Source organism: Janthinobacterium sp. KBS0711 (assembly GCF_000988085.1).
GTDB lineage: Bacteria > Pseudomonadota > Gammaproteobacteria > Burkholderiales > Burkholderiaceae_D > Janthinobacterium > Janthinobacterium lividum_E.
On sequence record NZ_LBCO01000011.1, the window covers coordinates 19,512 to 43,223 of the forward strand.

16 protein-coding genes are annotated in these 23,712 nt (G+C 62.9%); 12 read left to right on the forward strand and 4 right to left on the reverse strand.

Going from position 1 to position 23,712, the window contains the following annotated elements; genetic code table 11:
- Window positions 1-101: 101 nt before the first annotated feature.
- Window positions 102-554 (reverse strand): Hsp20/alpha crystallin family protein, encoded by a 453-nt coding sequence (locus VM94_RS06440; RefSeq protein WP_046683070.1) that lies wholly within the window; start codon window positions 552-554, stop codon window positions 102-104.
- Window positions 555-836: 282 nt separating this feature from the next.
- On the opposite strand from VM94_RS06440, the gene VM94_RS06445 reads away from it, so the two are divergent.
- Genes VM94_RS06445 through VM94_RS06460 form a run of 4 tightly spaced genes read left to right on the forward strand, consistent with a single transcriptional unit; the run spans window position 837 to window position 9,276 of the window.
- Complete coding sequence (locus tag VM94_RS06445) at window positions 837-4,319, forward strand: response regulator (protein WP_046682727.1); 3,483 nt, start codon at window positions 837-839, stop codon at window positions 4,317-4,319.
- Window positions 4,319-5,200, forward strand: a complete 882-nt coding sequence (locus VM94_RS06450) for a CheR family methyltransferase (protein ID WP_046682728.1) — start codon at window positions 4,319-4,321, stop codon at window positions 5,198-5,200. The genes VM94_RS06445 and VM94_RS06450 overlap by 1 nt, the downstream gene beginning before the upstream one ends.
- Window positions 5,190-6,380, forward strand: a complete 1,191-nt coding sequence (locus VM94_RS06455) for a hybrid sensor histidine kinase/response regulator (RefSeq protein WP_046682729.1) — start codon at window positions 5,190-5,192, stop codon at window positions 6,378-6,380. Before VM94_RS06450 ends, VM94_RS06455 begins: the two co-directional genes overlap by 11 nt.
- A 7-nt stretch (window positions 6,381-6,387) precedes the next feature.
- Window positions 6,388-9,276: a hybrid sensor histidine kinase/response regulator gene (locus VM94_RS06460; RefSeq protein WP_052755576.1), complete on the forward strand. Its 2,889-nt coding sequence runs from the start codon at window positions 6,388-6,390 to the stop codon at window positions 9,274-9,276.
- Here the strand turns inward: VM94_RS06460 and VM94_RS06465 are convergent.
- Window positions 9,270-12,470 carry a PAS domain-containing protein gene (locus VM94_RS06465; protein ID WP_235432862.1) on the reverse strand — a complete coding sequence of 1,067 codons (3,201 nt, stop codon included), beginning with the start codon at window positions 12,468-12,470 and terminating at the stop codon, window positions 9,270-9,272. The two genes, VM94_RS06460 and VM94_RS06465, sit on opposite strands and share 7 nt — an antisense overlap.
- 140 nt (window positions 12,471-12,610) lie before the next feature.
- On the opposite strand from VM94_RS06465, the gene VM94_RS06470 reads away from it, so the two are divergent.
- From VM94_RS06470 to VM94_RS28130, 3 genes are all read left to right on the forward strand, one after another.
- A complete protein-coding gene (locus VM94_RS06470) occupies window positions 12,611-13,525 on the forward strand; it encodes an alpha/beta hydrolase (protein WP_046682731.1) in 915 nt (304 codons plus the stop codon).
- 45 nt (window positions 13,526-13,570) lie between these two features.
- The gene (locus tag VM94_RS06475; protein WP_235432863.1) at window positions 13,571-14,059 is read left to right on the forward strand and encodes a demethoxyubiquinone hydroxylase family protein; all 489 of its coding nucleotides are present in this window, start codon (window positions 13,571-13,573) and stop codon (window positions 14,057-14,059) included.
- A gap of 312 nt (window positions 14,060-14,371) precedes the next feature.
- On the forward strand, window positions 14,372-14,608 hold the full coding sequence (locus VM94_RS28130) for a hypothetical protein (protein WP_138829098.1): 237 nt from the start codon (window positions 14,372-14,374) through the stop codon (window positions 14,606-14,608).
- A gap of 174 nt (window positions 14,609-14,782) precedes the next feature.
- Here the strand turns inward: VM94_RS28130 and VM94_RS06485 are convergent, their stop codons facing one another.
- Window positions 14,783-15,313, reverse strand: a complete 531-nt coding sequence (locus tag VM94_RS06485; RefSeq protein ID WP_046682734.1) for an SRPBCC family protein — start codon at window positions 15,311-15,313, stop codon at window positions 14,783-14,785.
- 130 nt (window positions 15,314-15,443) lie between these two features.
- On the opposite strand from VM94_RS06485, the gene VM94_RS06490 reads away from it, so the two are divergent.
- Genes VM94_RS06490 through VM94_RS06505 form a run of 4 tightly spaced genes read left to right on the forward strand, consistent with a single transcriptional unit; the run spans window position 15,444 to window position 20,085 of the window.
- Window positions 15,444-15,878: a MarR family winged helix-turn-helix transcriptional regulator gene (locus VM94_RS06490; RefSeq protein WP_046682735.1), complete on the forward strand. Its 435-nt coding sequence runs from the start codon at window positions 15,444-15,446 to the stop codon at window positions 15,876-15,878.
- A gap of 56 nt (window positions 15,879-15,934) precedes the next feature.
- A complete protein-coding gene (locus tag VM94_RS06495; RefSeq protein WP_138829134.1) occupies window positions 15,935-17,440 on the forward strand; it encodes a DHA2 family efflux MFS transporter permease subunit in 1,506 nt (501 codons plus the stop codon).
- A gap of 29 nt (window positions 17,441-17,469) precedes the next feature.
- Complete coding sequence (locus tag VM94_RS06500) at window positions 17,470-18,894, forward strand: efflux transporter outer membrane subunit (protein ID WP_235432864.1); 1,425 nt, start codon at window positions 17,470-17,472, stop codon at window positions 18,892-18,894.
- Window positions 18,895-18,915: 21 nt separating this feature from the next.
- The gene (locus VM94_RS06505; RefSeq protein WP_046682738.1) at window positions 18,916-20,085 is read left to right on the forward strand and encodes an HlyD family secretion protein; all 1,170 of its coding nucleotides are present in this window, start codon (window positions 18,916-18,918) and stop codon (window positions 20,083-20,085) included.
- Between the two features lie 97 nt (window positions 20,086-20,182).
- Here the strand turns inward: VM94_RS06505 and fusA are convergent, their stop codons facing one another.
- Window positions 20,183-22,291, reverse strand: a complete 2,109-nt coding sequence (gene fusA / locus VM94_RS06510; RefSeq protein ID WP_046683072.1) for an elongation factor G — start codon at window positions 22,289-22,291, stop codon at window positions 20,183-20,185.
- Window positions 22,292-22,576: 285 nt separating this feature from the next.
- Between fusA and VM94_RS06515 the strand changes: the two genes are divergently transcribed.
- Window positions 22,577-23,695, forward strand: coding sequence for a phospholipase A (locus VM94_RS06515; protein ID WP_046682739.1), 1,119 nt, complete (start codon window positions 22,577-22,579; stop codon window positions 23,693-23,695).
- Window positions 23,696-23,712: the final 17 nt, after the last annotated feature.

Consider the following 23,712-nt stretch of genomic DNA (forward strand, 5'->3'; position numbering starts at 1 on the left):
GGTCGGCTTAGCCCGCAGGGCGTAAGCCGACAGGCACCGCCACAAAGATTGTCAGATTACGCTGCGCTAATCTGAGCTACGCAGCCAAACCCCGGCCCGGCTCACTGTATCGCCAGTTGCCGCCCGCCCGTGCCTTCCTTCTTCGGCAAGTCCAGCAGCAGCACGCCATTTTCATAGCGGGCCTGCGCGCCGGCCTCGTCCACCTCGTGCGGCAGCACGAAGCTGCGGTATTGCTGGCCGTACTCGCGTTCGCTGCGCACGGTCTTGCCGCCACCGTCGCGCGTCACTCTTTCATCCTTGAGTTCGGCGCTGATGGAGACGCGGTTGCCGTCGATGGAAACCTTGATATCGTCCTTATTCACGCCGGGAATGTCCGCCTGCACCTGATAAGCTTGTTCGGTTTCGGAAATGTCGACACGCATGCGTGACGAACCGCCATCGCGCAGGCGCAAGGCGGGCGCGAAAAAGTCGTGCATGAATTCTTCCATGTCGCTGAACGGGTCGAAACGTGCCAGCGGGTTTTGCGGATCGCGACGGATCAGTTGATTAGCCATGATGTCCTCCTGCATGGGCTGGTTTGCACACGGCGGCCGTCCGCAGGGACGTCGCCACCTCTTGCATCTTAGGATGCTAACAACCAATCTCTTTGATCTGCCTCAATCGTGGCCAGCTTGATTTTCCTTCTCCTTTCATCTGTGCGTTGCCCCGCATTGCACTGCCTTGCGACTGCGGAAAATGCCCCAAGGCTGTTATGCTAGCGCACGCTATGCTTGACCACCAGAAAGCTTGCATTTCAATTAAAATTGACTTTTTCGCGACAGCCTTACACGGACATAATGAATACCAAGACCCCGATCGACTCCTTCAGCTTTCGCCGCATCCTCGCCCGCAACGTGACCTTGCCGCTGGTCATCGGGGTCGTCACGGCCCTCGTGTTCGTCGGCCTGATCGCCTATTTGCTGTCGGCCCTGCGCTCGGTCGAGCATTCCGAACGGGTGATCGGCAATGCGAATGAAGTCATGAAGTTGTCGGTCGACCTGGAAACAGGCATGCGCGGCTATTTGCTGACGGGTGACGAAACGTTTTTGGCGCCATATAAGTCGGGCAAGGCGAAGATCGCCGTCGAAATGAGCACCCTGCTGGAATTGATATCCGACAGCTCCATCCAGGTGGACCGCTTGCGCCGCATCCGCGCGCTGCAAGGCCAGTGGCTCGATTACGCTGAAGGCGTGATCGCCCAGCGCCGCAACAACCAGGAATTCCTTGCGCGCGTACGCCAGGGCGAAGGCAAGCTGGAGTTCGACGAAATCCGCCGCGAATTCCTCGCCTTCCTGTCCATGGAGCAGCGCTTGCGCCAGGAACGGGCCGATACGGCCGAAAGCCGCACCATGCTGGCAGTCATCGTGTTCCTCGTCCTCAGCCTGGGATTGTCGGGCTTGCTCGCCTACCTGGGACGCCGTGAACTGCTGCGCCTGTCCGATATCTACAACGATGCGCTCGAGCAGCGCGGCAAGGATAACGACGTGTTGCAGGAGCAAGCCTGGCTGCGCACGGGGCAGACGGAACTGGCGGCCCACACGAGCGGCCAGCTGGGCCTGCCGCAACTGGGACGCCACGTGCTGGACTTCCTCGCCCACCGCCTCGACGTGGCCATCGCCACCCTGTACGTCGTCGACGAGGATGGCAGCCTGCGCCGCACGGCCGTGTATGGCTTCAACGATCAGGGCGTGAAGGACAAGCAGGTGTTCAAGCTGGGCGAAGGCCTGGTGGGCGAGACGGCGCGCGAAAAGCGCCTCAAGCATGTGCAGCAAGTGCCCGAGAATTACCTGACCGTGACGTCGAGCCTGGGCCGCGGCGCGCCGCTGGAACTGGTTTTGGCGCCCGTCAACAATGAAGGCGTTGTCAACGGCGTCATCGAACTGGGTTTTACGCATCCCGTCAGCGCCCGCGCCAAGGAATGGCTGAATCTGATTGCAGCGAATGTCGGCACCTCGCTGGAGGCTGCCCTGTACCGCCAGCGCCTGCAAAACGTGCTCGAAGAAACCCAGCAACTGAATGAAGAACTGGAAGTGCAGCAGGAAGAACTGCGCACGGCCAATGAAGAGCTTGGCGAGCAGTCCCGCGTGCTGGAACAGTCGCAAGCCCACCTGGAAGAGCAAAAGGCGGCGCTGGAGCAGTCGAACGAGCAGCTGGCCGTGCAGGCCCTGTCGCTGGACCAGAAGAACATGGCCATCGTCCAGGCGCACGCCCAGCTGGAAGCGCGCGCCGAGGAACTGCAGCGGGCCAGCCGCTACAAGTCAGAATTCCTGGCGAACATGTCGCATGAGCTGCGCACGCCGCTGAACAGCTCGCTGATCCTGTCCAAGCTGCTATCGGACAACACCAGCGGCAACCTGACGGCCGAGCAAGTGACATTTGCGCAAACCATCTATTCGGCCGGCAACGATTTACTCACCCTCATCAACGATATCCTCGATATTTCCAAGGTCGAGGCCGGCAAGCTGGAATTGACGCCGGAAAGCGTGCCCTTCGACGAACTGCTCAGCAGCATGAAGATGCTGTTCGGCGCCCAGGCGCAGCAAAAGAAACTGACGCTGAGCGTCAAGGTGGCGCCGGACTCTCCGCCGTCGCTCGTCAGCGACCGCCAGCGCCTCGAGCAAATCCTGAAAAACCTGCTGTCGAACGCCATCAAGTTTACCGATACGGGCACGGTGTCCCTGCACGTCAGCACCGATGCAGCCGGCCAGGTACGCTTCCAGGTGCAGGATTCGGGCATCGGCATTGCCGACGACCAGCAGCACAAGATTTTCGACGCTTTCCACCAGGCCGACGGCACCACCAGCCGCCGCTATGGCGGCACGGGCCTGGGCCTGTCGATTTCGCGCGACCTGGCCGCCTTGCTGGGCGGCAGCATCGAGCTGGCCAGCACGCCAGGCCAGGGCAGCACGTTTACCCTGGTGCTACCGGCCGTCATGCCGGAGCGCGCCGTGGAAGCGGAGCCGGCCCCGGCCGCAGTGCCGCAAGCGCCCGCAAAAATCGCGGCCGCCGCGCCCAAACCGGCGCCCGCCGCCAAGCCCGTGCCGCTGCCCACCTTCCAGGATGACCGCGACAGCGTGCCGGCCGCCAAGACGGGTCAGCGTTCCGTGCTGGTAATCGAGGATGAACCGTCGTTTGCCGGCATCCTGTTCGACCTCGCGCATGAAATGCAATACCGTTGCCTGGTGGCGCACGGCGCCGATGAAGGCTTGCGCCTGGCCGAGGAATTCCTGCCCGACGCCATCCTGCTCGACATGGGCTTGCCGGACCGCCCGGGCTTGCTGGTCTTGCAGCAACTCAAGGAAAACCCGCTGACGCGCCACATTCCCGTGCACATCGTGTCCGGCAACGACCAGATGCAGGAAGCCATGCAGCTGGGCGCCATCGGCTACGCCACCAAGCCGCGCACGCGCGAACAGTTGAAGGAAGTGTTCCGCAAGCTCGAGTCGAAATTCACGCAGCAGATGAAGCGCATCCTGCTGGTCGAGGACGACGAACGCCAGCGCGAAAGCGTGGTGCACCTGATCAGCGACGACGACGTGGAAATCACGGCCGTGGCCTTGGGCGAGCAGGCGCTGGAGTTGCTGAAAACGCAGATTTTCGACTGCATGATCATTGACTTGAAGCTGCCCGATATCCAGGGCAACGAATTGCTCGAACGCATGGAACATGAAGAACTGTGCTCATTCCCGCCCGTCATCGTCTACACGGGCCGCAACCTCAGCCGCGAAGAAGAAGCGGACCTGATGAAGTATTCGCGCTCCATCATCATCAAGGGCGCCCGCTCGCCCGAACGCCTGCTCGACGAGGTCACCCTCTTCCTGCACAAGGTGGAATCCGAACTGTCAAGCGAGCGCCAGGGCATGCTGCAGCAGGTACGCAGCCGCGAACGCGTGTTTGAAGGGCGCAAGATTTTGCTGGTGGACGACGACGTGCGCAATATCTTTGCCCTGACGAATGCGCTGGAACAGCGAGGCGTGGTGGTGGAAATCGGCCGCAACGGCTTCGAAGCCATCAGCAAGCTCAACAGCGTGGACGATATCGACCTAGTGCTGATGGACGTCATGATGCCGGGCATGGATGGCCTGGAAGCCACGCGATTGATCCGCGCCGATGGCCGCTACAACAAGCTGCCCATCATCGCCATCACGGCCAAGGCCATGAAGAATGACCAGGAAGAATGCCTGCAGGCGGGCGCGTCCGACTACCTGGCCAAGCCCATCGACCTCGATCGTTTGTATTCGCTGCTGCGCGTGTGGATGCCGAAGATGGAACGCATCTGATGTCCCAGCGCACCACAGACGCGCAACTGCACGCGCTGATGGAAGCGCTGTATCAGCGCTACAGCTATGATTTTCGCGACTATTCCCTGCCCTCGCAACGGCGGCGCCTCAATCACGCGCTTGACCGTTTGCATTGTGCAGACGTGGCCGCTTTGCAACAGCGCGTGCTGGACGACCCGGTCGCCTTCGGCGCGCTGCTGCAGATTTTGACCGTACCGGTCACGCAAATGTTCCGCGATCCGGCGTTTTTCCGCGCCTTGCGCGAACACGTGGTGCCCGTGCTGAAAACCTACCCGTCGCCGACCATCTGGGTGGCCGGCTGCTGCACGGGGGAGGAAGCCCTGTCGCTGGCCATCGTGCTGCACGAGGAAGGCTTGCTCGAACGCAGCACGATCTACGCCACCGACATCAATCCGCAAGCGCTGGCCACGGCCGCGCGCGGTGCATATCCGCTGCACCGGATCGATGAGTATGGCGCAAACTATCTGGCTGCCGGCGGCCTGGGCCATCTGGCCGACTACTACACGGTCGAGCATGCCACGGCGCGTTTCCAGCAGCGCCTGCTCGGCAGTATCAATTTTGCCGACCACAGCTTGTCCACGGACAGCGTGTTTATTGAAACGCAACTGACTTTGTGCCGTAACGTACTGATTTACTTTAATAAAACCTTGCAGGAACGAGCCCTGGGCCTGTTCCACGATTCGCTGTGCCACCGGGGATTCCTGGGCCTGGGCAGCAAGGAAAGCACGCATTTCACGCGCTTTGCCGCCGACTTCGAACCATTGCCGGGTCCCGAAAAGCTCTACCGCAAGCGTGCGCCGTCGCACGCCGCTTCCCACTACGCTGGGCGGCACATGCCAGGAATGAAACATGATGAATGAAACGAGCACCAAACTATTGATCGTCGACGACTTGCCGGAGAACTTGCGCGCGCTCAATGCGCTGATACGCGAGAGCGACCGCAGCGTCTATCAAGCCTCGTCCGGCGAAGAAGCGCTGGCCCTGCTGCTCGAGCACGATTTCGCGCTGGCCATCCTCGACGTGCAAATGCCGGAAATGGATGGTTTTGAATTGGCGCAATTGATGCGCGGCACGGAAAAGACGCGCCACATCCCCATCGTCTTCGTCACGGCGGCCGGCAAGGAAATGAATTTCGCCTTCCAGGGTTATGAAAGCGGCGCCGTCGACTTCCTGCACAAGCCGCTCGACATCAATGCCGTGCAAAGCAAGGTCAATGTTTTCGTTGCCCTGCACCAGCAGCGCAGCGAGACGCGGCGCCAGGTGCAGGCGCTCGAGCACAGCCGCCAGCAGCAGGAAGCGCTGTTGAAGGAATTGCGCGCCACGCAGGCGGAACTGCAGCGCTCGCTACGCCTGCGCGACGAATTCATGTCGATGGTGGCGCACGAACTGCGCACGCCCCTGAACACCTTGTTCCTGGAAACGCAGATGCGCACCGTCAACCTGGAACGGGGCAACCTGGCCGCCTTCGAGCCGGACAAGCTGGGCAAGATGGTGGCGCGCGATGGGCGGCAAATCCGCAGCATGGTGCGCCTGATCGACGACATGCTCGACGTGTCGCGCATCACCAGCGGCAAGCTGTCGATCCGCCGCGAAGCCGTCGACCTGACCAGCCTCGTGCGCCGGGTGGCGGACGACCTGGCGCCGTATGCGGCCACGACCGGCAGCGTGCTGGAAGTGATGGCCTTCGAGCCCATCGAGGGTTTCTGGGACGCCTTCCGCGTCGAGCAAATCGTTGTCAACCTGATCAGCAACGCCGTGCGCTACGGGCAAGGCCAACCTGTGGAAATCAGCCTGGCGCATACGCAGAACAGCGCCGTCATCGAAGTGCGCGACCATGGCATCGGCATCAACGCGCGCGACCAGGAACGCATCTTCGACGCTTTCGAGCGCGTCATGCACCAGGACCGCACGGGCGGTCTGGGCCTGGGCCTGTTCATCACCAAGCAGCTGGTCGATGCGCATGGCGGTGCCATCACCCTGCAAAGCCAGCCCGGCAATGGCGCCCTGTTCAGCGTCACCCTGCCGCTGGCCGGCAGCTGAGGCCGGCATGACCAGCACACCCGTCCCCCGCAGCCAGGCCGGCGCCAGCGGCGTCGCCTTCCTGCTGCAACTGGAACGCCGGCTGCGCCTGCTGCAAGACACGGGCGAAATCCTTTCCTTGTCGGCGCAGCTGCTGGGACAGCGCCTGGGCGCCCAGCAAGTGGCTTGTTTCGATATCGACCAGACCCTGCAATGCCCCACCCTGCAGCATGCGTGGAGCGATGGCCTGGCACCGGGCGCCGCTGGCGAGTATTTTCTCGGCGATTATGCGGCCCGCCTTGCCGATGCGCTGGCCGCGGGCCAGGCGCTCGCCGTCAGCGATGTGGCCAGCGACCCGCGCACGGCCATGCCGGCCGCGCTGGCCACGTTCGCGCGCCTGGGCATCCGCGCCTTCCTGAACATTCCGATTGCCAAGGATGGCCAGCTGGCGGCCCTGTTCGTCGTGCACAGCAGCGCGGCGCGCCTGTGGCATGCGGACGAGATCGAACTGGCCGTGCAAGTGTCGGAACGCGTCTGGTCGACCATTTTGCGGGCCCGGGCGGAGTCGCGTTTGAGCGCCCTGACTGCCAGCATGGAAATACAAGTAGCCGAGCGCACGCGCGAATTCGGCCGCACCTGGAACGTCAGCCCCGACTTGTTGGGCGTGCTTAATCTCGACGGCTATTTCGAACACTCGAACCCCGCCTGGCAAGCCACCCTGGGCTGGTCGACGGAAGAAATCCGCACGACGAAATTTTTTGAGCTGATCCACCCGGAGGACTTGCCGCGCACCTATGCGGCCTGGGACGCGGCCAACCAGGGCCAGCCGGCGCTGCGCTTCGAAAACCGCTACCGCCACAAGCTGGGCGGCTGGCACTGGCTGTCGTGGGTAGCCGTGCCCGAAGGCGAGAAGGTATATTGCAGCGCGCGCGACATCACCGTGGAAAAGAAGCTGGAAGCGGACCTGGCCGCGCGCAACAGCGAACGCGAACGGCTGTGGCGCAGCGCGCAAGACCTGATGGTGGCCATCGATGCCGAGGGCTGCTTTGCCGCCGTCAACCCGGCCGCCGGCGCTATCCTGGGCTGGCTGCCCGAAGAAATGCTGGGCCGCAGCCTGTTCGACTTCGTGCTGCCCGAGGATGCGGCCGCCACGCGCCAGGCGCTGGAGCAAGTGAGGCAGGAAGCCATGTCCAGCGTTGAAAACCGCTACCGGCACCGCGATGGCGGCCACCGCTGGCTGTCGTGGGTGGCCGCCATCGAAGGCGACCTGATTTTCGCCACCGGACGCCATGTCACCGTGGAAAAAGAGGCGCAAAACACCCTGCGCAGCATGCAGGAATCGTTGCGCCACAGCGAGATGGCCCTGCTGCAATCGCAAAAACTCGAAGCGCTGGGCAAGCTGACGGGCGGCGTGGCACATGATTTCAATAACGTGCTGCAAATTATCTCGGGCAATCTGCAGCTGCTGCAGCTGACCTTGGACCGCGATCCGCTGGCCGCCAAGCGCATCGCCAGCGCCTCGGCCGCCGTGGAACGGGGCGCCAAGCTGTCAGCCCAGCTGCTGGCCTTTGCGCGGCGTCAACCGCTCAAACCGCTGGTGACGGATTTGGCGCACCTGCTGCGCTCGACGGAAGAGCTGTTGCGGCGCGCCACGGGCGAAACCATCGAAACGCGCTGGCTGCTGGCCGACGACTGCTGGCGCGCCCTGGTCGACCCGCACCAGCTGGAAAACGTCATCCTGAACCTGGCCATCAACGCGCGCGACGCCATGGATGGCCAGGGCCAGTTGACCATCGAACTGAGCAACATCGTGCTGGGCAGCGACTACGCGGCCCGCCATGCGGACGTGGCGCCCGGCGACTATGTGCAGCTGGCTGTCTCGGATACGGGCACTGGCATTCCCGCCGAGCTGCTGGACAAGATTTTCGAACCGTTCTTCACCACCAAGCGCGAAGGCGAAGGCACGGGCTTGGGCCTGTCCATGGCCTACGGCTTCCTGCGCCAGAGCGGCGGCCACCTGACGGTGGACAGTTTGCCCGGTCATGGCAGCACCTTCCGCATCTATCTGCCGCGTTCGCTGGAAGCGGAAACGGAACTGCCGCTGCAGCTGGGCGGCCCCGTGCTGGGCGGCAAGGAAACCATCCTCGTCGTGGAAGACGACGTGCAGGTGCAGACGACGGTGGTCGACATGTTGCGCGGCCTGGGTTACGTCGTGCTGCGCGCCAGCGATGGCGAAAGCGCGCTGGCCGTCATCGGCAGCGGCGTTCCCATCGACCTGCTGTTTACGGACGTGGTGATGCCGGGCAAGGTAGCCAGCACGGCGCTGGCGCGCCAGGCCCGCGTGCTATTGCCGCAGCTGGCCGTATTGTTTACCTCGGGCTATACGCAGGACGCCATGATGCAGGGCGGCCGGCTGGAACCGGGGGTCGAGTTGTTGAGCAAACCGTACCGGCGCGAAGACCTGGCGCGGCGCATCCGCCACCTGCTGGCCAACGGCCGCCACGTGACGGCCCTGCACCAGTACCGCGCGCAGCTGGCGCCGCAACCTGCCACACCCGCGCAGCCGGCGGGACGCCATATTTTGTTGGTGGAAGACAATGCCGACGCGCGCGCCATGACGAGCGACCTGCTGGCCATGCTCGGGCACACGGTGCTGGCCGTGGGCACGGCCGAGGAAGCCTTGCCCCTGCTGGGTACGCCGGGACTGGAACTGCTGCTGACCGATATCAGCCTGCCGCAGATGTCGGGCGTCGAGCTGGCCGAGGTCGCTGCACGCGAGCAGCCGCAGCTGGAGGTGGTGTTTTCCACCGGCCATGCGCCGGCCAATTCCGGCGTGCTGGACCCGCAAGCGCGCTTCCTCGTCAAACCATTTAGCGTCGAACAATTGCAGCTGGCGTTGCTGGCGCCAATTCAGTAGACGTCGAGCCGGCGCGCCTTCAGTGCGCCGGCCAGCTCTTCCAGGCCAAACGGCTTGCGCAGGAAGCGCGCGCTGGCGTCCTGCATCAGGCTGGCGCCCCAGTCGTGTCCGGAAGCAAACACCACGTCCAGCTGCGGCCAGTGCGCGCGCGCATGGCGCGCCAGTTCCAGGCCGGACATGGTGGGCAGGCTGATGTCCGTCACCAGCACGTCCAGGCCCGGCATGGCCAGGAGCGGCATGGCCGCTTCCGCGCTGGCCACACCATGCACGGTATGTCCCAGCATATTCAGCATCTCGGTGGTCATTTCGCGCGCATCGTCGTTGTCTTCCACCAGCAGGATGCGCCGCCCGGACGGGTCGGGCGCGCCCACCAGGCGGCGGTCGGCCAGCAAATGGCGGATGCGCCGCGCCAAGTCTTCGCGCTGGTAGGGTTTGCTGAGCAGCTCCACGCCCGGGTCCAGGCGACCGCCCCGCATGATGGCGTTGTGCGTGTAGCCCGAGGTAAACAATACGGCCAGCTCCGGCAGCAGCAACTTGGCCTGCTGCGCCAGTTCCTTGCTGCTGACGGGACCGGGCATGACCACGTCCGTAAACAGCAGGTCGATGGCCACGCCCGTGCCCAGCAGGGCCAGGGCCGAGGCGCCGTCGTCCGCATGCAGCACGTCGTAGCCGAGACCGCGCAGCATGTCGACCACCGTGTGCTGCACGGGCGCATCGTCTTCCACCACCAGGATGGTCTCGCCACCGCCCAGCACGGGGCCCGTCAGGCTAGCAGGCGGCTCGGCCAGTTTTTCCAGCGAGCGCGGTAAATATATTTTGAACGTCGTGCCGGCGCCCGGCGCGCTGTGCACCTTGATGTGGCCCGCGCTCTGGCGGATGAAGCCGTAGGCCATGGACAGGCCCAGGCCCGTGCCCTCGCCTTCGCGCTTGGTGGTGAAGAACGGTTCGAAGATCTGGTCGATCACGTCGCGCTCCATGCCGTGGCCCGTGTCGGTGATGGTCAGCAGCACGTATTGCCCTTCCAGCACGTCCGCATGCTGACTGGCGTAGGCGGAGTCGAGCGTGACGTTGCTCAAGGTGAACGTCAGGCGTCCGCCCTTGTCCATCGCGTCGCGCGCGTTGATGGCCATGTTCAGCAGCACGTTTTCCATCTGGTTCGGGTCGACCAGGGTATGCCACAAGCCTTCGCTGATGAAGGTTTCCTCGCTAATCGCCTCGCCCAGCGCGCGGCGGATCAGCTCATGCATGCGGCGCAACAAGCGGCCCAGGTCCGTCACCAGCGGTTTCAATGGCTGGCGCCGCGCAAAGGCCAGCAGCTGCGACGACAGCTTGGCGCCCCGCTCGACGGCCGAGGCGGCCGAATCGAGGCGCCGGGCTGCTTGCGGATTGTCGGCCACCGTCAGTTTCAGCAACTGCAAATTGCCGGAAATGATCTGCAGGACGTTGTTGAAATCGTGGGCCACGCCCCCCGTCAGCTTGCCGATCGATTCCAGTTTTTGCGCCTGCAATAAAGCTTGTTCGCTGCGCACCAGCGCCAGCCGCGCCTCTTTTTCATCGGTCACGTCGCGGCCGATGGCGTGGATCAGCTTTTGCGCCGGCACGGCCGTCCAGGAAATCCAGCGGTAGCCGCCATCGCGGCGCCGGTAGCGGTTTTCCATGCGCAAGGTGGGCGCGCCGTGGGCCAGGCGCGACAAGTCCTGCAGGGCCGCCATGCGGTCGTCGGGATGCACGAGGCTGATGAAATCCATGCCCAGCGATTCGACTTCCGGACGCTCGAGTATCTTGCTCCAGGCCGGATTGACGGCGATGATCATGCCGGACAGATCCGCCACCAGCATGATGTCGGTCGACAGCCGCCACATGCGGTCGCGGTCGGCCGTGCGGTTGGCCATTTCCACTTCCAGCGAGGAATTCAGGTAGGCCATCTTTTCCAGCACGTTCTTCTGTTCCTGCACGTCCGTATTCGTGCCCACCCAGCGCAGCACCTTGCCGGCCTCGTCGAACAAGGGCAAGGCGCGCGCCAGGAACCAGCGGTAGGCGCCGTCGCTGGCGCGGCGCATGCGGAACTCCTGTTCATAGGCGCTGGCCGTGGCGACGGCACGGTCCCAGCTCTGTTGGGTGGACAGCAAGTCGTCCGGATGCACGCAGTGGCGGAAACCGCTGGACACGAGCGACTTCATCGATTGTCCCGTGTATTCGCACACCTGTTCGTTGACCCAGTAGGTGGCGCCGCTGCCATGCGCCAGCCAGGCCTGGTTGGGCATGGTGGAAGCGAGCGAACGGAACTGCGCCTCGCTGTCGAGCAAGGCATTGCGCGCCTGCCAGTGTTCGTCGATATCCTCGCACGAGCCATACCATTTCACGGCTTGGCCGCGCTCGTCTCGCCGGCAATATGCGCGCGAATGCACCCAGCGGTACTGACCGTCCTGCCGGCGCACGCGCATTTCCTGGTCGAAAGGCTGGCCGCTGCCCACCGCTTCGCTCCAGGCCGCCAGGGAATGGGGGATGTCTTCCGGGTGGATGGCGTCCAGCCAGCTGGTGCCCAGACCGTTGCAGCCCGTCCATTCGCGCCAGCGCTGCGCGACATAGTCGAGCTTGCCGTCGACATCGGCCGTCCACAGCACCTGCGTGTTCAGCTCGATGGCGTAATGAAAGTGTTCGCGGCTGTCGTGCAGCGCCTGTTCCAGCTGGCCCCGTTCGATGACATGCGCGGCCACGCGGGCGGCCAGCGCCAGCAGTTCGATCTCCGGTTGCGTGGGATGGCATGTCGCCTGGAAAAACAGGCCCAGGACGCCCAGGATATGCCCCCTGGCGCCAAAGACGGGGGCGACCCAGCAGGCGCGGTAGCCATGCAGCAAGGCTTCCTTGCGTCCCGCGCTCCAGTGCACGTCGCGCGTGATGTCGCCGCAATACACGGGCGCGCCGGAAAAGGCCGCCGTGCCGAACGGGGAAGGCTGTTCGCCGCCGTGGCGCAAGGCCAGGCACAGGTCTTGTGGCAGGCTGGGTGCGGACAAGCCGCAAAAGCGGTCGGACTCGTCGATCAGCACCAGACAGGCATGCGCGCCGCCATCGGCCAGCGCTTGCAGCGCCAGCAACAAATGCTCCAATGCATGGGCCAGGTCGGCGCCTGCCGCGATGCTGCCCAGCGCACTATGCTCGGCGTCCAGCAAGGAAAGAATGTTGTTTGCGTGCACCGTGTCGATAAGGGGAAAACTGATGCCCGGAATATACCATGTGGCACCCCTCTTGCAGGAGGAAAACAGCGTACTGCTTGATCTCTGCGACCGTGCGGCCCTATGCTAAAGTGTTGCTCTCTTCTCAAGCGAAACCCAGCATGCCTACTTCCTTGCCGTCCTCCCTGATCGCCACCGCCCTGCTCGCCTCTGTCCACGGCGCCGTCGCCGCCCCCATGAGCCTGGACGACTACCTGGCCCTGAACGGCCCTCCGCCCACGGCGCAGATCGCCTATGGCCCCGCGCCATCGCAATACGCGCAGCTGTTCCGGCCGGCAGGCACGGGACCGTTCCCCGTCGTCGTGCTCGTGCATGGCGGCTGCTGGACGGTGGCCTTCGGCGGCATCAAGCAGATGCGCAACGTGGCCGGCGCCCTCGTCGCGCAAGGCATCGCCGTGTGGAATGTCGAGTATCGGCGGGTGGACGAGCCGGGCGGCGGCTATCCCGGCACCTATGAAGACATGCACGCGGCGCTCGACAGCCTGCAGCAGCACGCGCCCCAATACCAGCTGGACGTGAACCGCATCGTCGCCATGGGCCACTCGGCCGGCGGCCAGCTGGTGCAATGGATCGCAGGAAGGGAAAAACTGCCAAAGACCAGCCCCCTGTACCGCGACAACTACCTGCCAGTGAAAAACATCGTCAGCCTGGGCGGCCTGGCCGACCTGCGCCATGAAAAGGAATTGATCAAGACCAGCTGCGAGCGCGACATCGCCCAGCTGGCAGGCCAGCCCAGCGCAACGCGCCCCGACATCTACAGCGACACCAACGCCGCCGACCTGATCCCCAACGGCAGCCATACCGTACTGGCCACGGGCGAACTCGACACCATCTCCCCTCCCCGCGTGGCGCACGACTATGCGGCCAAGGCCAAGCTGGCTGGCGACCATGCGGAAGTGCTGATTTTGCCGGGGGCAAGCCATTACGACGAGATTGCGGCGACGTCGAATGCTTGGGGGATGATTTTGCCGGTGGTGCGTGGGATGCTGGGGATGACGGACGACAAGAGCCAATAAGGTACGCGATCAATGCATGCAAATACGCAGTTTTCGAACCGGGCAATGAAGGTGAACCATGCGGGAGAGCAAGGAGCCATCAGCATTTATACGGGCCAGATTTTCATAGCCCGTCTGACCGCAAGCCATCTCGTCCAGGAACTGCGCGCCTTCAGGACGCATGAACTGGAACACCGCACGATATTTCACAACGTTCTCAAGCGGCGTGGCTTGCCGCGCTGCCGCAGCTATTACCTGTGTGCGATTGGCGGCTATGCGTTGGGTATCGCCACAGGGCTGTGCGGCGCACGCGCGATCTCGCTGACGACCGTGGCCGTCGAACGGGTAGTGCTCCAGCATCTGCGGCACCAACTCGCCATGTTGAGCGACGACGATGACGCGACAAATGCCATTAGAGCGATCCTCAGGGACGAACAGGAACATTACGACCAGGCATCGACCCGCACGCAAGGCAGCGGGATGTTCGAACGCATGCTGAGCACTGCGGTGTCCGGCGCCACGGAATCGGTGATCTGGTTGGGAATGCGCCTTTAATCATGAGGAAACACGACGGCCTGCAACAGCATCAATATCTATGGAGGCGGGGAACGCACTCGACTGATACGAGAGGATGCGCGCATACGTCGCCGACGAACGTAAGGAGGGCGTTTCGGAACACGAACACTTCGGACCGTACAAATATCTTGAAATCGGAACTTGGTCGACTTCAGAAATTACCGACCTCTGGAGATCGAGGCGGATAGCTTTGACCCGGCGAAGGCGGATATTGACTGTTGGCCATGACTGGGAGATTTACTGGTCAAATTTGCGTTGAAGTGCCTGGCAACTGATTTTGAAAGAAGAAAAATGGATTATTCAACCGCGCAGCAGCTCATGTCTACGTATGAACGTATGGGAAAAATCATTAACGAAGCGGACAGTATTATTCGCACGCTTCCCGACATCGAGCGATCTGAGCATTTACGCGCGTTGGCTGGCTTGATCGACCGCTTGTGGGTCACGCTCCAGCACCCTATCGTGCGTGAATACAAGGATCTGGATCCAGATGGCGATTACTTCCGCAATCAACAACAAAAAGAATAGGCCCGCGCCCTGAACAAAGGCTCCCCGGGCCCAGCGGGCCTGAAAAATGGCCAGGGCAAGGCGCGCGGGCGAAGACAGTACGATGAGTACGGCGAGCCCAAGCAACGCAGCCATGGACATTTTTTCAGGCTCGCGGCTCTGGCCCGCCGTTTTTAAGCCCTCAAAACAATACGATCACTGAACACGCGCCAGGTACTGGGCTAACTGGGCGAACGTCGCTCTGAACCCCTGCGTCATCGACTCATGCCCCTCGACAAAAGTCTCATGCTGCTCATCCGTCGCCTTGTGCGGCGTGGACCGTAACGTCATCGTCGTCTTGCCACTTTCCTCGCTCAAGGTCATGACATTGAACGATTCCAATGGCCAAGTAGCGCTGACGGGGTGCTGCACGGCGTTACCCTGCTTGTCGGCAAACGACAGGATGGAAACGATGCGTTCAGGCGCTTCGATCTCCTGGTAAGTAAACTTGCCCCACATCTCATAGCCATTGTCGGCGCGCATGCCGTAATGGAAAACGCCGCCCGGTTTGAGGTCCAGCGCCAGCACGCTCAGTTCGAAGCCGACAGGTCCCCACCATTGCGCCAGACGTTCCGGCTCCACCCACGAGCGGAACACGAGCTCGCGCGGCGCGTCGAAAGTTTGCGTGATGACAAAGTCGCTGCTGTCGCGGTGCTGTCCGTCCTGCTTCTGTTTTTCCGTCGTCATGCTATCTCCTGATGGTGATGGGCTGACTGTTAATGTACCAGCGGCGCCAATAAACGGGAAGGCCTGTACGCCTTTGAAACCGGCATGCTAGAATATTAGTTAGATACCTAACCATTAGATGACTCACCTTATGACTTCTATCGAAGAGCGCTTTTCCGCCGCGCTCCACAAGACGGCGCGCGGCTGGCGCCATGCGATCGACCGGCGCCTGAAAGACCTGGACCTGGGACAAGCAAGCTGGATGTGCATCGCCATGATCGCCAAGTCGCCCCAGCCACCCTCGCAAAGCGAGCTGGCCCATCAACTGGGCGTGGAAAACCCCACCATGGTGTCGATGCTGGACCGGCTTGTGAAATCGGGCTTCGTGCAGCGCCAGCCATCGGAAACGGACCGTAGAGTAAAATTCGTCGTGCTGACCGAGGCGGGCATGCAGGTGTATGACACCGTGCGCAAGGAAGCGGATGGCTTCCGCAAGGAACTGCTGCAAGGCATTGATCCGGACCAGTTGCGGGCCGCCACCGAGCTGCTGGAAGCGCTGCAAGCGGCGACGGAGAAGTTTGCGTGAATTCCGTGACGGCAGCGCCCCTTCCCGCCTCGCAAGATCCTACCTTGAACCGGCGCATGATCACGGTTTCGATCATGCTCGCCACCATCATCCAGGCGCTCGACGGCACCATCGCCAACGTCGCCCTGCCCCACATGCAAGGCAGCCTGTCCGCCTCGCAAGACCAGATCACCTGGGTATTGACCTCTTTTATTGTCGCCGCCGCCATCGCCACGCCCCTGACGGGCTGGCTATGCGACCGCTTCGGGCAGAAAAATACCTTTCTCGTGTCCGTGGCCGGCTTTACGCTCGCCTCCGTGCTGTGCGGCCTGTCCGGTACCTTGTCCGAGATCGTCGCAGCGCGCCTGCTGCAGGGCGTGTTCGGCGCGGCTTTGGTGCCGCTGTCGCAGGCGGTGCTGCTTGACATCAATCCACGCGAGAAACACGGCTCGGCCATGGCCATCTGGGGCATGGGCGTGATGATCGGTCCCATCCTTGGACCGACACTGGGCGGCTGGCTGACGGACAGCTACAGCTGGCGCTGGGTCTTCTTCATCAACATCCCCATCGGCGCCATGGCCTTCTATGGCATCTGGCGCTACATCCGCAAGGACCCGCCGAACCGCCGCATGAATTTCGATATGTTCGGTTTTGCGACCTTGAGCCTGTCCATCGGTGCGCTGCAGATGCTGCTGGACCGGGGCGAGCAGAACGACTGGTTTTCTTCGACGGAAACGTGGATCGAAGCCATCGTGCTGGCCATGAGCCTCTGTTATTTCATTGCGCACACGGCCTTGCGTCCGGCAGGCAAATCCTTCCTCGACTACCGGCTGCTGAAGAACTCCAACTATGTGAGCGGCTTGCTGTTCATCTTCATCGTCGGCATGGTGCTGTTCGCCACACGCGCACTGACGCCGTCGATGCTGCAAGGCTTGATGAATTACCCGGCGGCCATCGCCGGTCTGGTGACGGCGCCCAGCGGCCTGGGCACGATGCTTGCCATGCTGATCGTCGGCAAGCTGACGGGCAGGATCGACACGCGCATCCTGCTGGGCGTGGGCTTTTCGATTACCGCGTTTTCGCTGTGGCAAATGGCCAATTTCACCCTGGACCTGGTGCCGAGGACCGTCGTATGGAACGGCATCATCCAGGGCATCGGCCTGGGCCTCGTCTTCGTGCCCCTGAGCGCGGCCACGTTTGCCACCCTGTCGCCACAGATGCGGGCGGAAGGCACGGCGATCTACAGCCTGGTGCGCAATATCGGCAGCAGCATCGGCATTGCCCTCGTACAGACCTTGCTGGTGCGCAATACGCAGATCGCCCATGCGTCCTTGACGGAACACATCAATATCGCCAACCCGGCCCTGCACGACCCCGGCATATCCCAGGTGTTCGACCTGGGCACGAGCACGGGCATGGCGGCGCTGAATGGCGAAATCACGCGGCAGGCGTCGATGATCGCCTACCTCGACGACTTCTGGCTGATGATGTGGCTGACCATCCTCGTGCTGCCGCTCTTGCTCCTGATCAAACCACCGAAGAAGAATGCGCCTGTCGTGGTCGACCACGCGGCCATGGAATAACCCTCATGCACACACCTATGAAACTTTCCTTGAGCGTATTAACGTTGAGTCTGGCTTTGGCCGGCTGCGCCAGCATCCCGCCCGACGCGCAACAGTTGCCGCAGCAAGACCTGGCCAAGGCGCAACTGGCGGCCGACATCCACCTGGCCAGCGAAGGCTGGCCCGCCGCCCAGTGGTGGCGCCAGTTCCAGGACGCTCAGCTGGACCAGTTGATTGACAACGCCCTGTCCGCCAGCCCAAGCCTGGACGTGGCCAACGCCCGCATCGGCTCGGCCCTGTCCGCGTTCGATACCCGGCATGCGGAACGCGGCCCCAGGCTGGACCTGGACGCCAGCGCCAACCGCCAGCGCTATTCGGCCAATGGCCTGATGCCCGCCCCCATCGGCGGCAATTACTACAATGAAGTCACCATGGGTGCGCAAGCCCATTACGACCTCGACTGGTGGGGCAAGCACAAGGCGCAGATCGCGGCCAGCCTGGGTGAAGTCAACGCGCGCCGCGCCGAGTACGCGATGGCGGAGCAGATGCTGGCAGCCGAAATCGCCCGCCACTACTTCAGCATGCAAAATGGCTGGGCCCGCATGGACAACCTGCATGCGCTGGTGAAATTGCAGCAGCAACTGGTGGAAGACAAGGAAAAGCGCATCGCCCATGGCCTTGGTGTCAGCGACGACCATCTGTCCGCGCAAACTCGCTTGAGCCTGCTGCAGCAACAAATTGCCCTGCTGGAAACGCAGATCGTCACGGAACGCGAAGCCTTGCGCGCCCTGTTGGGTGCGGACAGCACGGCGCTGGCCGGCCTGCAGCCGAAAGAAGCCCAGCCGCTGCCGCACGCCCTGCCCGGCAAGCTGGGCATGGAACTGCTGGCGCGCCGCCCCGACTTGCAGGCGGCGCGCTGGCGAGTCCAGGCGGCCATGAGCAATGTCGAGGCGGCGCAGGCGTCGTTCTATCCCGATATCGACCTGGGCGCCTCGTTCGGCCTGGATGCCATCAAGCTGGGCAAGCTGCTGCAATCGGGCAGCCGCACCCTGTTCATCGGCCCGGCCCTGTCCCTGCCCCTGTTCGACAGTGGCCGCCTGCAGGCGCAGCTTGCCGGCGCGCGCAGCGAACGCAATGAACTGATCGCAGACTACAACCAGAACGTGTTCAATGTGGTGCGCGACGTGGCGCAAGCGGGCGCCAGGGTGCAAGGCGTGGAAAACCAGTTGCGCCTGCAGCAGGAAAACCTGCGCGCCAGCGAAGCGCAATTGCGCAACGCCAATGCCAGGCTGAAACAGGGATTGGCCGACCGCGCCACGCAGCTCAATGCGGAAATGACCGTGCGCGGCCAAGTCGACCTGGGCATGCAGCTGCAAAACCAGCGCCAGGACGCGGAAATCAGCCTGAGCGTGGCACTGGGCGGCGGCTATCGGGGCAGCAGCGATTTTTCCGCCAACTCCGCCGCACAACAATAACCATCGATTACGGACTACATCATGAGCAGCAATACCACAGCAACGACCTCCCCAACCGAACAGCCGGGCAAGCGCAAGGCCGTCCTCATCGCCATCACGGCCGCCTTCCTCGTGGCCGGCGCGGCTTGGGCCGCCTATTATCAGCTGGTGCTGGCCAAGGAAGAAGTCACGGACAACGCCTATGTGGGCGGCAACCTCGTCACCCTGTCCGCGCAGGTGACAGGCAATGTCGACGCCATCCGCGCCGACGAGACGCAGATGGTCAAGGCGGGCGCGCCCCTGATCACCCTGAACGCCATCGATGCGGACCTGGCCCTGAGCCAGGCCGAGGCACGCCTTGGCAACGTCGTGCGCCAGGAGCGCGAACGCTATGCGAATGTGGCGCAGTACGACGCCGTCATCGAACAGCGCCGCCTGGCCCTGGCCACGGCGCAGGGCAACCTGGCGCGCCGCGCGCCGCTGGCCGCGGACCAGACGATCTCGGGCGAAGACCTGGCTCACGCGAAACAGGCCGTCGATGATGCGAAAGCGGCCTTGACCGTGGCCCAGCGACAGGCGGAGTCGGCCAAATCGGGCGTGGCCGGCGTACACCTGGCCAGCCATCCGGCGATTTTGTCCGCCAGGGGCGATGTGCTGCAGGCGTGGCTGGCCGTGCGCCGCAATGCCGTGGTCGCGCCCGTCTCGGGCTATGTGGCCAAGCGCAGCGTGCAGCTGGGCTCGCACGTGACACCGGGCACGCCCTTGATGTCCATCGTGCCGCTGGACCAGTTATGGGTCGATGCCAACTTCAAGGAATCCGAATTGCGCAATATCCGCGTGGGCCAGGCGGCCACCATCGAAACGGATTTGTATGGCAGCAAGGTGGTGTATCACGGCAAGGTGCTGGGCATGTCGGCCGGCACGGGCAGCGCATTTTCCCTCTTGCCGGCGCAAAACGCCACGGGCAACTGGATCAAGGTGGTGCAGCGCGTGCCCGTGCGCATCACGCTCGATCCCAAGGAACTGGCCGCCCACCCGCTGCGCATCGGCCTGTCGACCACGGTAACGGTCGACACCAGCCATGGCGAAGGGGCCACTTTGGACCAGCCGATGGTGGCCTCCACCGTCTACACGACCAAGGCGCTGGAACAGCCGGTGGACGAGGCGGAGAAGATGGCCGATGCGATTATTGCGCAAAACCTGATGAATTGATGCGTAGGTCGGGTTAGCGCAACGCGCGTAACCCGACACCACCACCGGCCTCGGCCAAGAATGTTGTCGGATTACGGCCCGGTGGGCCTAATCCGACCTACTTGGCCTTGCCGGCCGCCGCCACCTGATCCAATATATGCTTGGGCACGGCCGCATAGTGCTTGAACTCCATCGTGTACGTGGCCCTGCCCTGGGTCAGCGAACGCAGGGTGGTGGAATAGCCGAACATTTCCGCCAGCGGCACGAGGGCCTTGACGATGCGCCCCGCGCCGCCGGGAATGTCGTCGACGCCTTGCACCATGCCGCGGCGGGCCGTCAGGTCGCCCATGACGTTGCCCATGAACTCTTCCGGCGTTTCCGCCTCCACCTGCATCATCGGCTCCAGCAACACGGGATGGGCTTTGCGCATGCCATCCTTGAAGGCGATGGAGCCGGCCATGCGGAAAGCATTTTCGTTCGAATCGACGTCGTGGTAGGAGCCGAAGGTCAAGGTCGCCTTCACGTCGACGACCGGGTAGCCGGCCAGCACGCCCGACTTCAAGGTTTCAATGATGCCCTTGTCGACGGCGGGAATGAATTCGCGCGGCACGACACCGCCCTTGATGGCGTCGACGAACTGGTAGCCCGTGCCCGGCTCCAAAGGTTCAAGTTTCAGCACCACGTGGCCGTACTGGCCCCGACCGCCCGACTGCTTGACGAACTTGCCCTCCACGTCTTCCACCGCGCGCGTGATGGTTTCGCGGTAAGCCACTTGCGGCTTGCCGACATTGGCTTCCACGCCGAATTCGCGCCGCATGCGGTCGACCAGTATTTCCAGGTGCAATTCGCCCATGCCCGACATGATGGTCTGGCCCGATTCCTCGTCCGTATGCACCCTGAACGACGGGTCTTCCTGTGCCAGGCGGTTCAGGGCGATGCCCATCTTTTCCTGGTCCGGCTTGGTCTTCGGTTCGACCGCCTGCGAAATCACGGGTTCCGGGAAGATCATCTTTTCCAGCACGATGACGTGGTCGATGGCGCACAGGGTGTCGCCCGTGGTCACGGCTTTCAGGCCCACGGCGGCGGCAATGTCGCCCGCATACACTTCCTTGATTTCCTTGCGCTCGTTCGCATGCATCTGCAGGATGCGCCCCAGCCGCTCGCGCGCGCTCTTGGTGGGGTTGTAGACCATGTCGCCCGAATTCACCACACCCGAATACACGCGGAAGAACGTCAATTGCCCCACGAACGGGTCCGTCATGATCTTGAATGCCAGCGCGGCAAAGTGCTCGTCGTCCGTGGGATGGCGCTCCACCTCATTGTCGTGCTCGTCGTGTCCCATGATGGGCGGCACTTCCATCGGCGACGGCAGGTATTCGATGACGGCGTCCAGCATCGCCTGCACGCCCTTGTTTTTAAAGGCGCTGCCGCACAGCATGGGCACGATTTCATTGCGGATGGTGCGCGCGCGCAAGGCCTGTTTCAGCTCCGATTCCGTAAACGTGTCGCCATTCAGGTAGCGCTCCGTCATGTCCAGCGTGGCTTCAGCTGCGTGTTCGACCATGTGATCGTGCCACTCATGCGCCTGTGCCTGTAGCTCGGCGGGAATCTCGCCATAGCTGAACTGCACGCCCTGGCTGGCGTCGTCCCAGGTGATGGCGCGCATTTTCAACAGGTCGATGACGCCCGTAAAATGCTCTTCGGCGCCGATGGGCAGCTGGATGGGCACGGCCACGCCCTTCAGGCGGTCGGCGATCTGCTGGCGCACACGCAGGAAGTCCGCGCCCACCCGGTCCATCTTGTTGATGAAGGCGATGCGCGGCACATGGTATTTGTTGGCCTGGCGCCAGACGGTTTCCGATTGCGGCTGCACGCCGCCGACGGCGTCATACACCATCACGGCGCCGTCGAGCACGCGCATCGAGCGCTCGACTTCAATCGTGAAATCCACGTGGCCGGGCGTGTCGATGATGTTGATGCGGTGTTCCGGGAAGTTGCCGGCCATGCCTTTCCAGAAGGCCGTGGTGGCGGCCGAGGTGATGGTGATGCCACGCTCCTGCTCCTGCTCCATCCAGTCCATGGTGGCGGCGCCATTGTGCACTTCGCCGATCTTGTGATTCACCCCGGTGTAGAAAAGGATGCGCTCGGTGGTGGTGGTCTTGCCGGCGTCGATATGGGCGCTGATGCCGATGTTGCGGTAGCGCTCGATAGGTGTTTTGCGGGTCATCACAATCTCCATGGCTAGCCCCGGTACCCGGTTTTCCAGTGTAGCAGACATCGATTTGGCCGGTACGGCAGCCGCCGTTTACCAAGCGCGCAACACTGTCCGCCTTGCGCACGTCAGGGACACGAAGGCTAATTGCGGTTTCGGCTATACTTCCCAGACGTTAATTTTTGAACTTTAATTCAACAAAGATTAATAAAAATCAATACGCATGGCATCCCGCCATGCAAGGCGACGCCGCCGGCATGCAGCCCAGGTGCGCACCGAACGACATGCCCTACTCAGCCTATGACTATCCAACTAAGAAAAATAATCCTCTCTTCCCTGCTGGCATCGCCGGCGCTGGCCATGGCCGGCGAACTGGAACAGCAAATGCAGCGTTGCGCCGTGCTTGGCGACGCAAGCGCCCGCCTGGGTTGCTTCGACACCTTGGCCAAGGCAGCGGAAAAGGCCACCATCGCGGCCGGCGGTGATTCCGCCACCGCTGCCGTCACCCTGGCGGCGGCAGCCGAGGTCGCCCCCATCACCCCCGTTAGTCCGCCTGGCGTGGCCACGCCGGATGCCGTCAACGCGGCCATTCCGGCCATCGCGCAGGCTGGCGCGGCGCCACCGGAGGCGCCGATTTCGCGCACGCAGCAATCGTGGGAACTGAACGACGCCTCGAAACGCGGCCTGTTCAACTTCCGCCCGCACCGCGACACCTATCTGTTGCTGGCCAATTACAGCGACGCCTCGAACGACGAGCCGTTCCAGGATTTCACGCCGGGCGGCATCAAGAGCCAGCACGTGGAATTGACGTTCCAGCTGAGCTTCAAGATGAAGCTGCTGGAAGACATCGCCGGCACGCCGATCGACATGTGGTTCGGCTACACGCAGCAAAGTTTCTGGCAAGCGTATAACCGCAAGGCATCGAGCCCGTTCCGCGAGACAAATTACCAGCCGGAACTGATGCTGATCTTGCCGATCAACAAGAATTTCGCGGGCGTGGAATTCAATTACCTGAACTTGGGCCTCGTGCACCAGTCCAACGGCCAGACGTCGACCCTGTCGCGCAGCTGGAACCGCGTGTATGCCGAGCTGGGCATGGAAAAAGACAATCTGGCCGTCACGGCCCGTGTCTGGCACCGCCTCGACAATGGCAAGACCGACAATGACAATATCGACATCACCGATTACATGGGGCATGGCGACTTGCGCGTGAGCTACCGCAACAAGGGCCACGAGTATGCCGTGACGGCCCGCCGTAATTTCAGCAAGAAGCATGGCTCCATGCAGGCCAGCTGGGCTTTCCCGTTGAAGGCCAACCTGAAAGGCTATCTGCAACTGTTCTCCGGCTATGGTCAAAGCTTGATCGATTACAACTATTCGCAGAAATCGATCGGCGCCGGTTTCATGGTCGACCTGTAAGCAGCACAGTGACAGAA

Coding starts and splice junctions, on each gene's coding strand:
- VM94_RS06485 (WP_046682734.1), bottom strand. CDS start 15,313: ATGACGACGGAAAAACAGAAGCAGGACGGACAGCACCGCGACAGCAGC.
- VM94_RS06505 (WP_046682738.1), top strand. CDS start 18,916: ATGAGCAGCAATACCACAGCAACGACCTCCCCAACCGAACAGCCGGGC.
- VM94_RS06495 (WP_138829134.1), top strand. CDS start 15,935: ATGATCACGGTTTCGATCATGCTCGCCACCATCATCCAGGCGCTCGAC.
- VM94_RS06450 (WP_046682728.1), top strand. CDS start 4,319: ATGTCCCAGCGCACCACAGACGCGCAACTGCACGCGCTGATGGAAGCG.
- VM94_RS06490 (WP_046682735.1), top strand. CDS start 15,444: ATGACTTCTATCGAAGAGCGCTTTTCCGCCGCGCTCCACAAGACGGCG.
- VM94_RS06445 (WP_046682727.1), top strand. CDS start 837: ATGAATACCAAGACCCCGATCGACTCCTTCAGCTTTCGCCGCATCCTC.
- VM94_RS06470 (WP_046682731.1), top strand. CDS start 12,611: ATGCCTACTTCCTTGCCGTCCTCCCTGATCGCCACCGCCCTGCTCGCC.
- VM94_RS06515 (WP_046682739.1), top strand. CDS start 22,577: ATGACTATCCAACTAAGAAAAATAATCCTCTCTTCCCTGCTGGCATCG.
- VM94_RS06455 (WP_046682729.1), top strand. CDS start 5,190: ATGATGAATGAAACGAGCACCAAACTATTGATCGTCGACGACTTGCCG.
- VM94_RS06460 (WP_052755576.1), top strand. CDS start 6,388: ATGACCAGCACACCCGTCCCCCGCAGCCAGGCCGGCGCCAGCGGCGTC.
- VM94_RS28130 (WP_138829098.1), top strand. CDS start 14,372: ATGGATTATTCAACCGCGCAGCAGCTCATGTCTACGTATGAACGTATG.
- VM94_RS06440 (WP_046683070.1), bottom strand. CDS start 554: ATGGCTAATCAACTGATCCGTCGCGATCCGCAAAACCCGCTGGCACGT.
- VM94_RS06475 (WP_235432863.1), top strand. CDS start 13,571: ATGAAGGTGAACCATGCGGGAGAGCAAGGAGCCATCAGCATTTATACG.
- fusA (WP_046683072.1), bottom strand. CDS start 22,291: ATGACCCGCAAAACACCTATCGAGCGCTACCGCAACATCGGCATCAGC.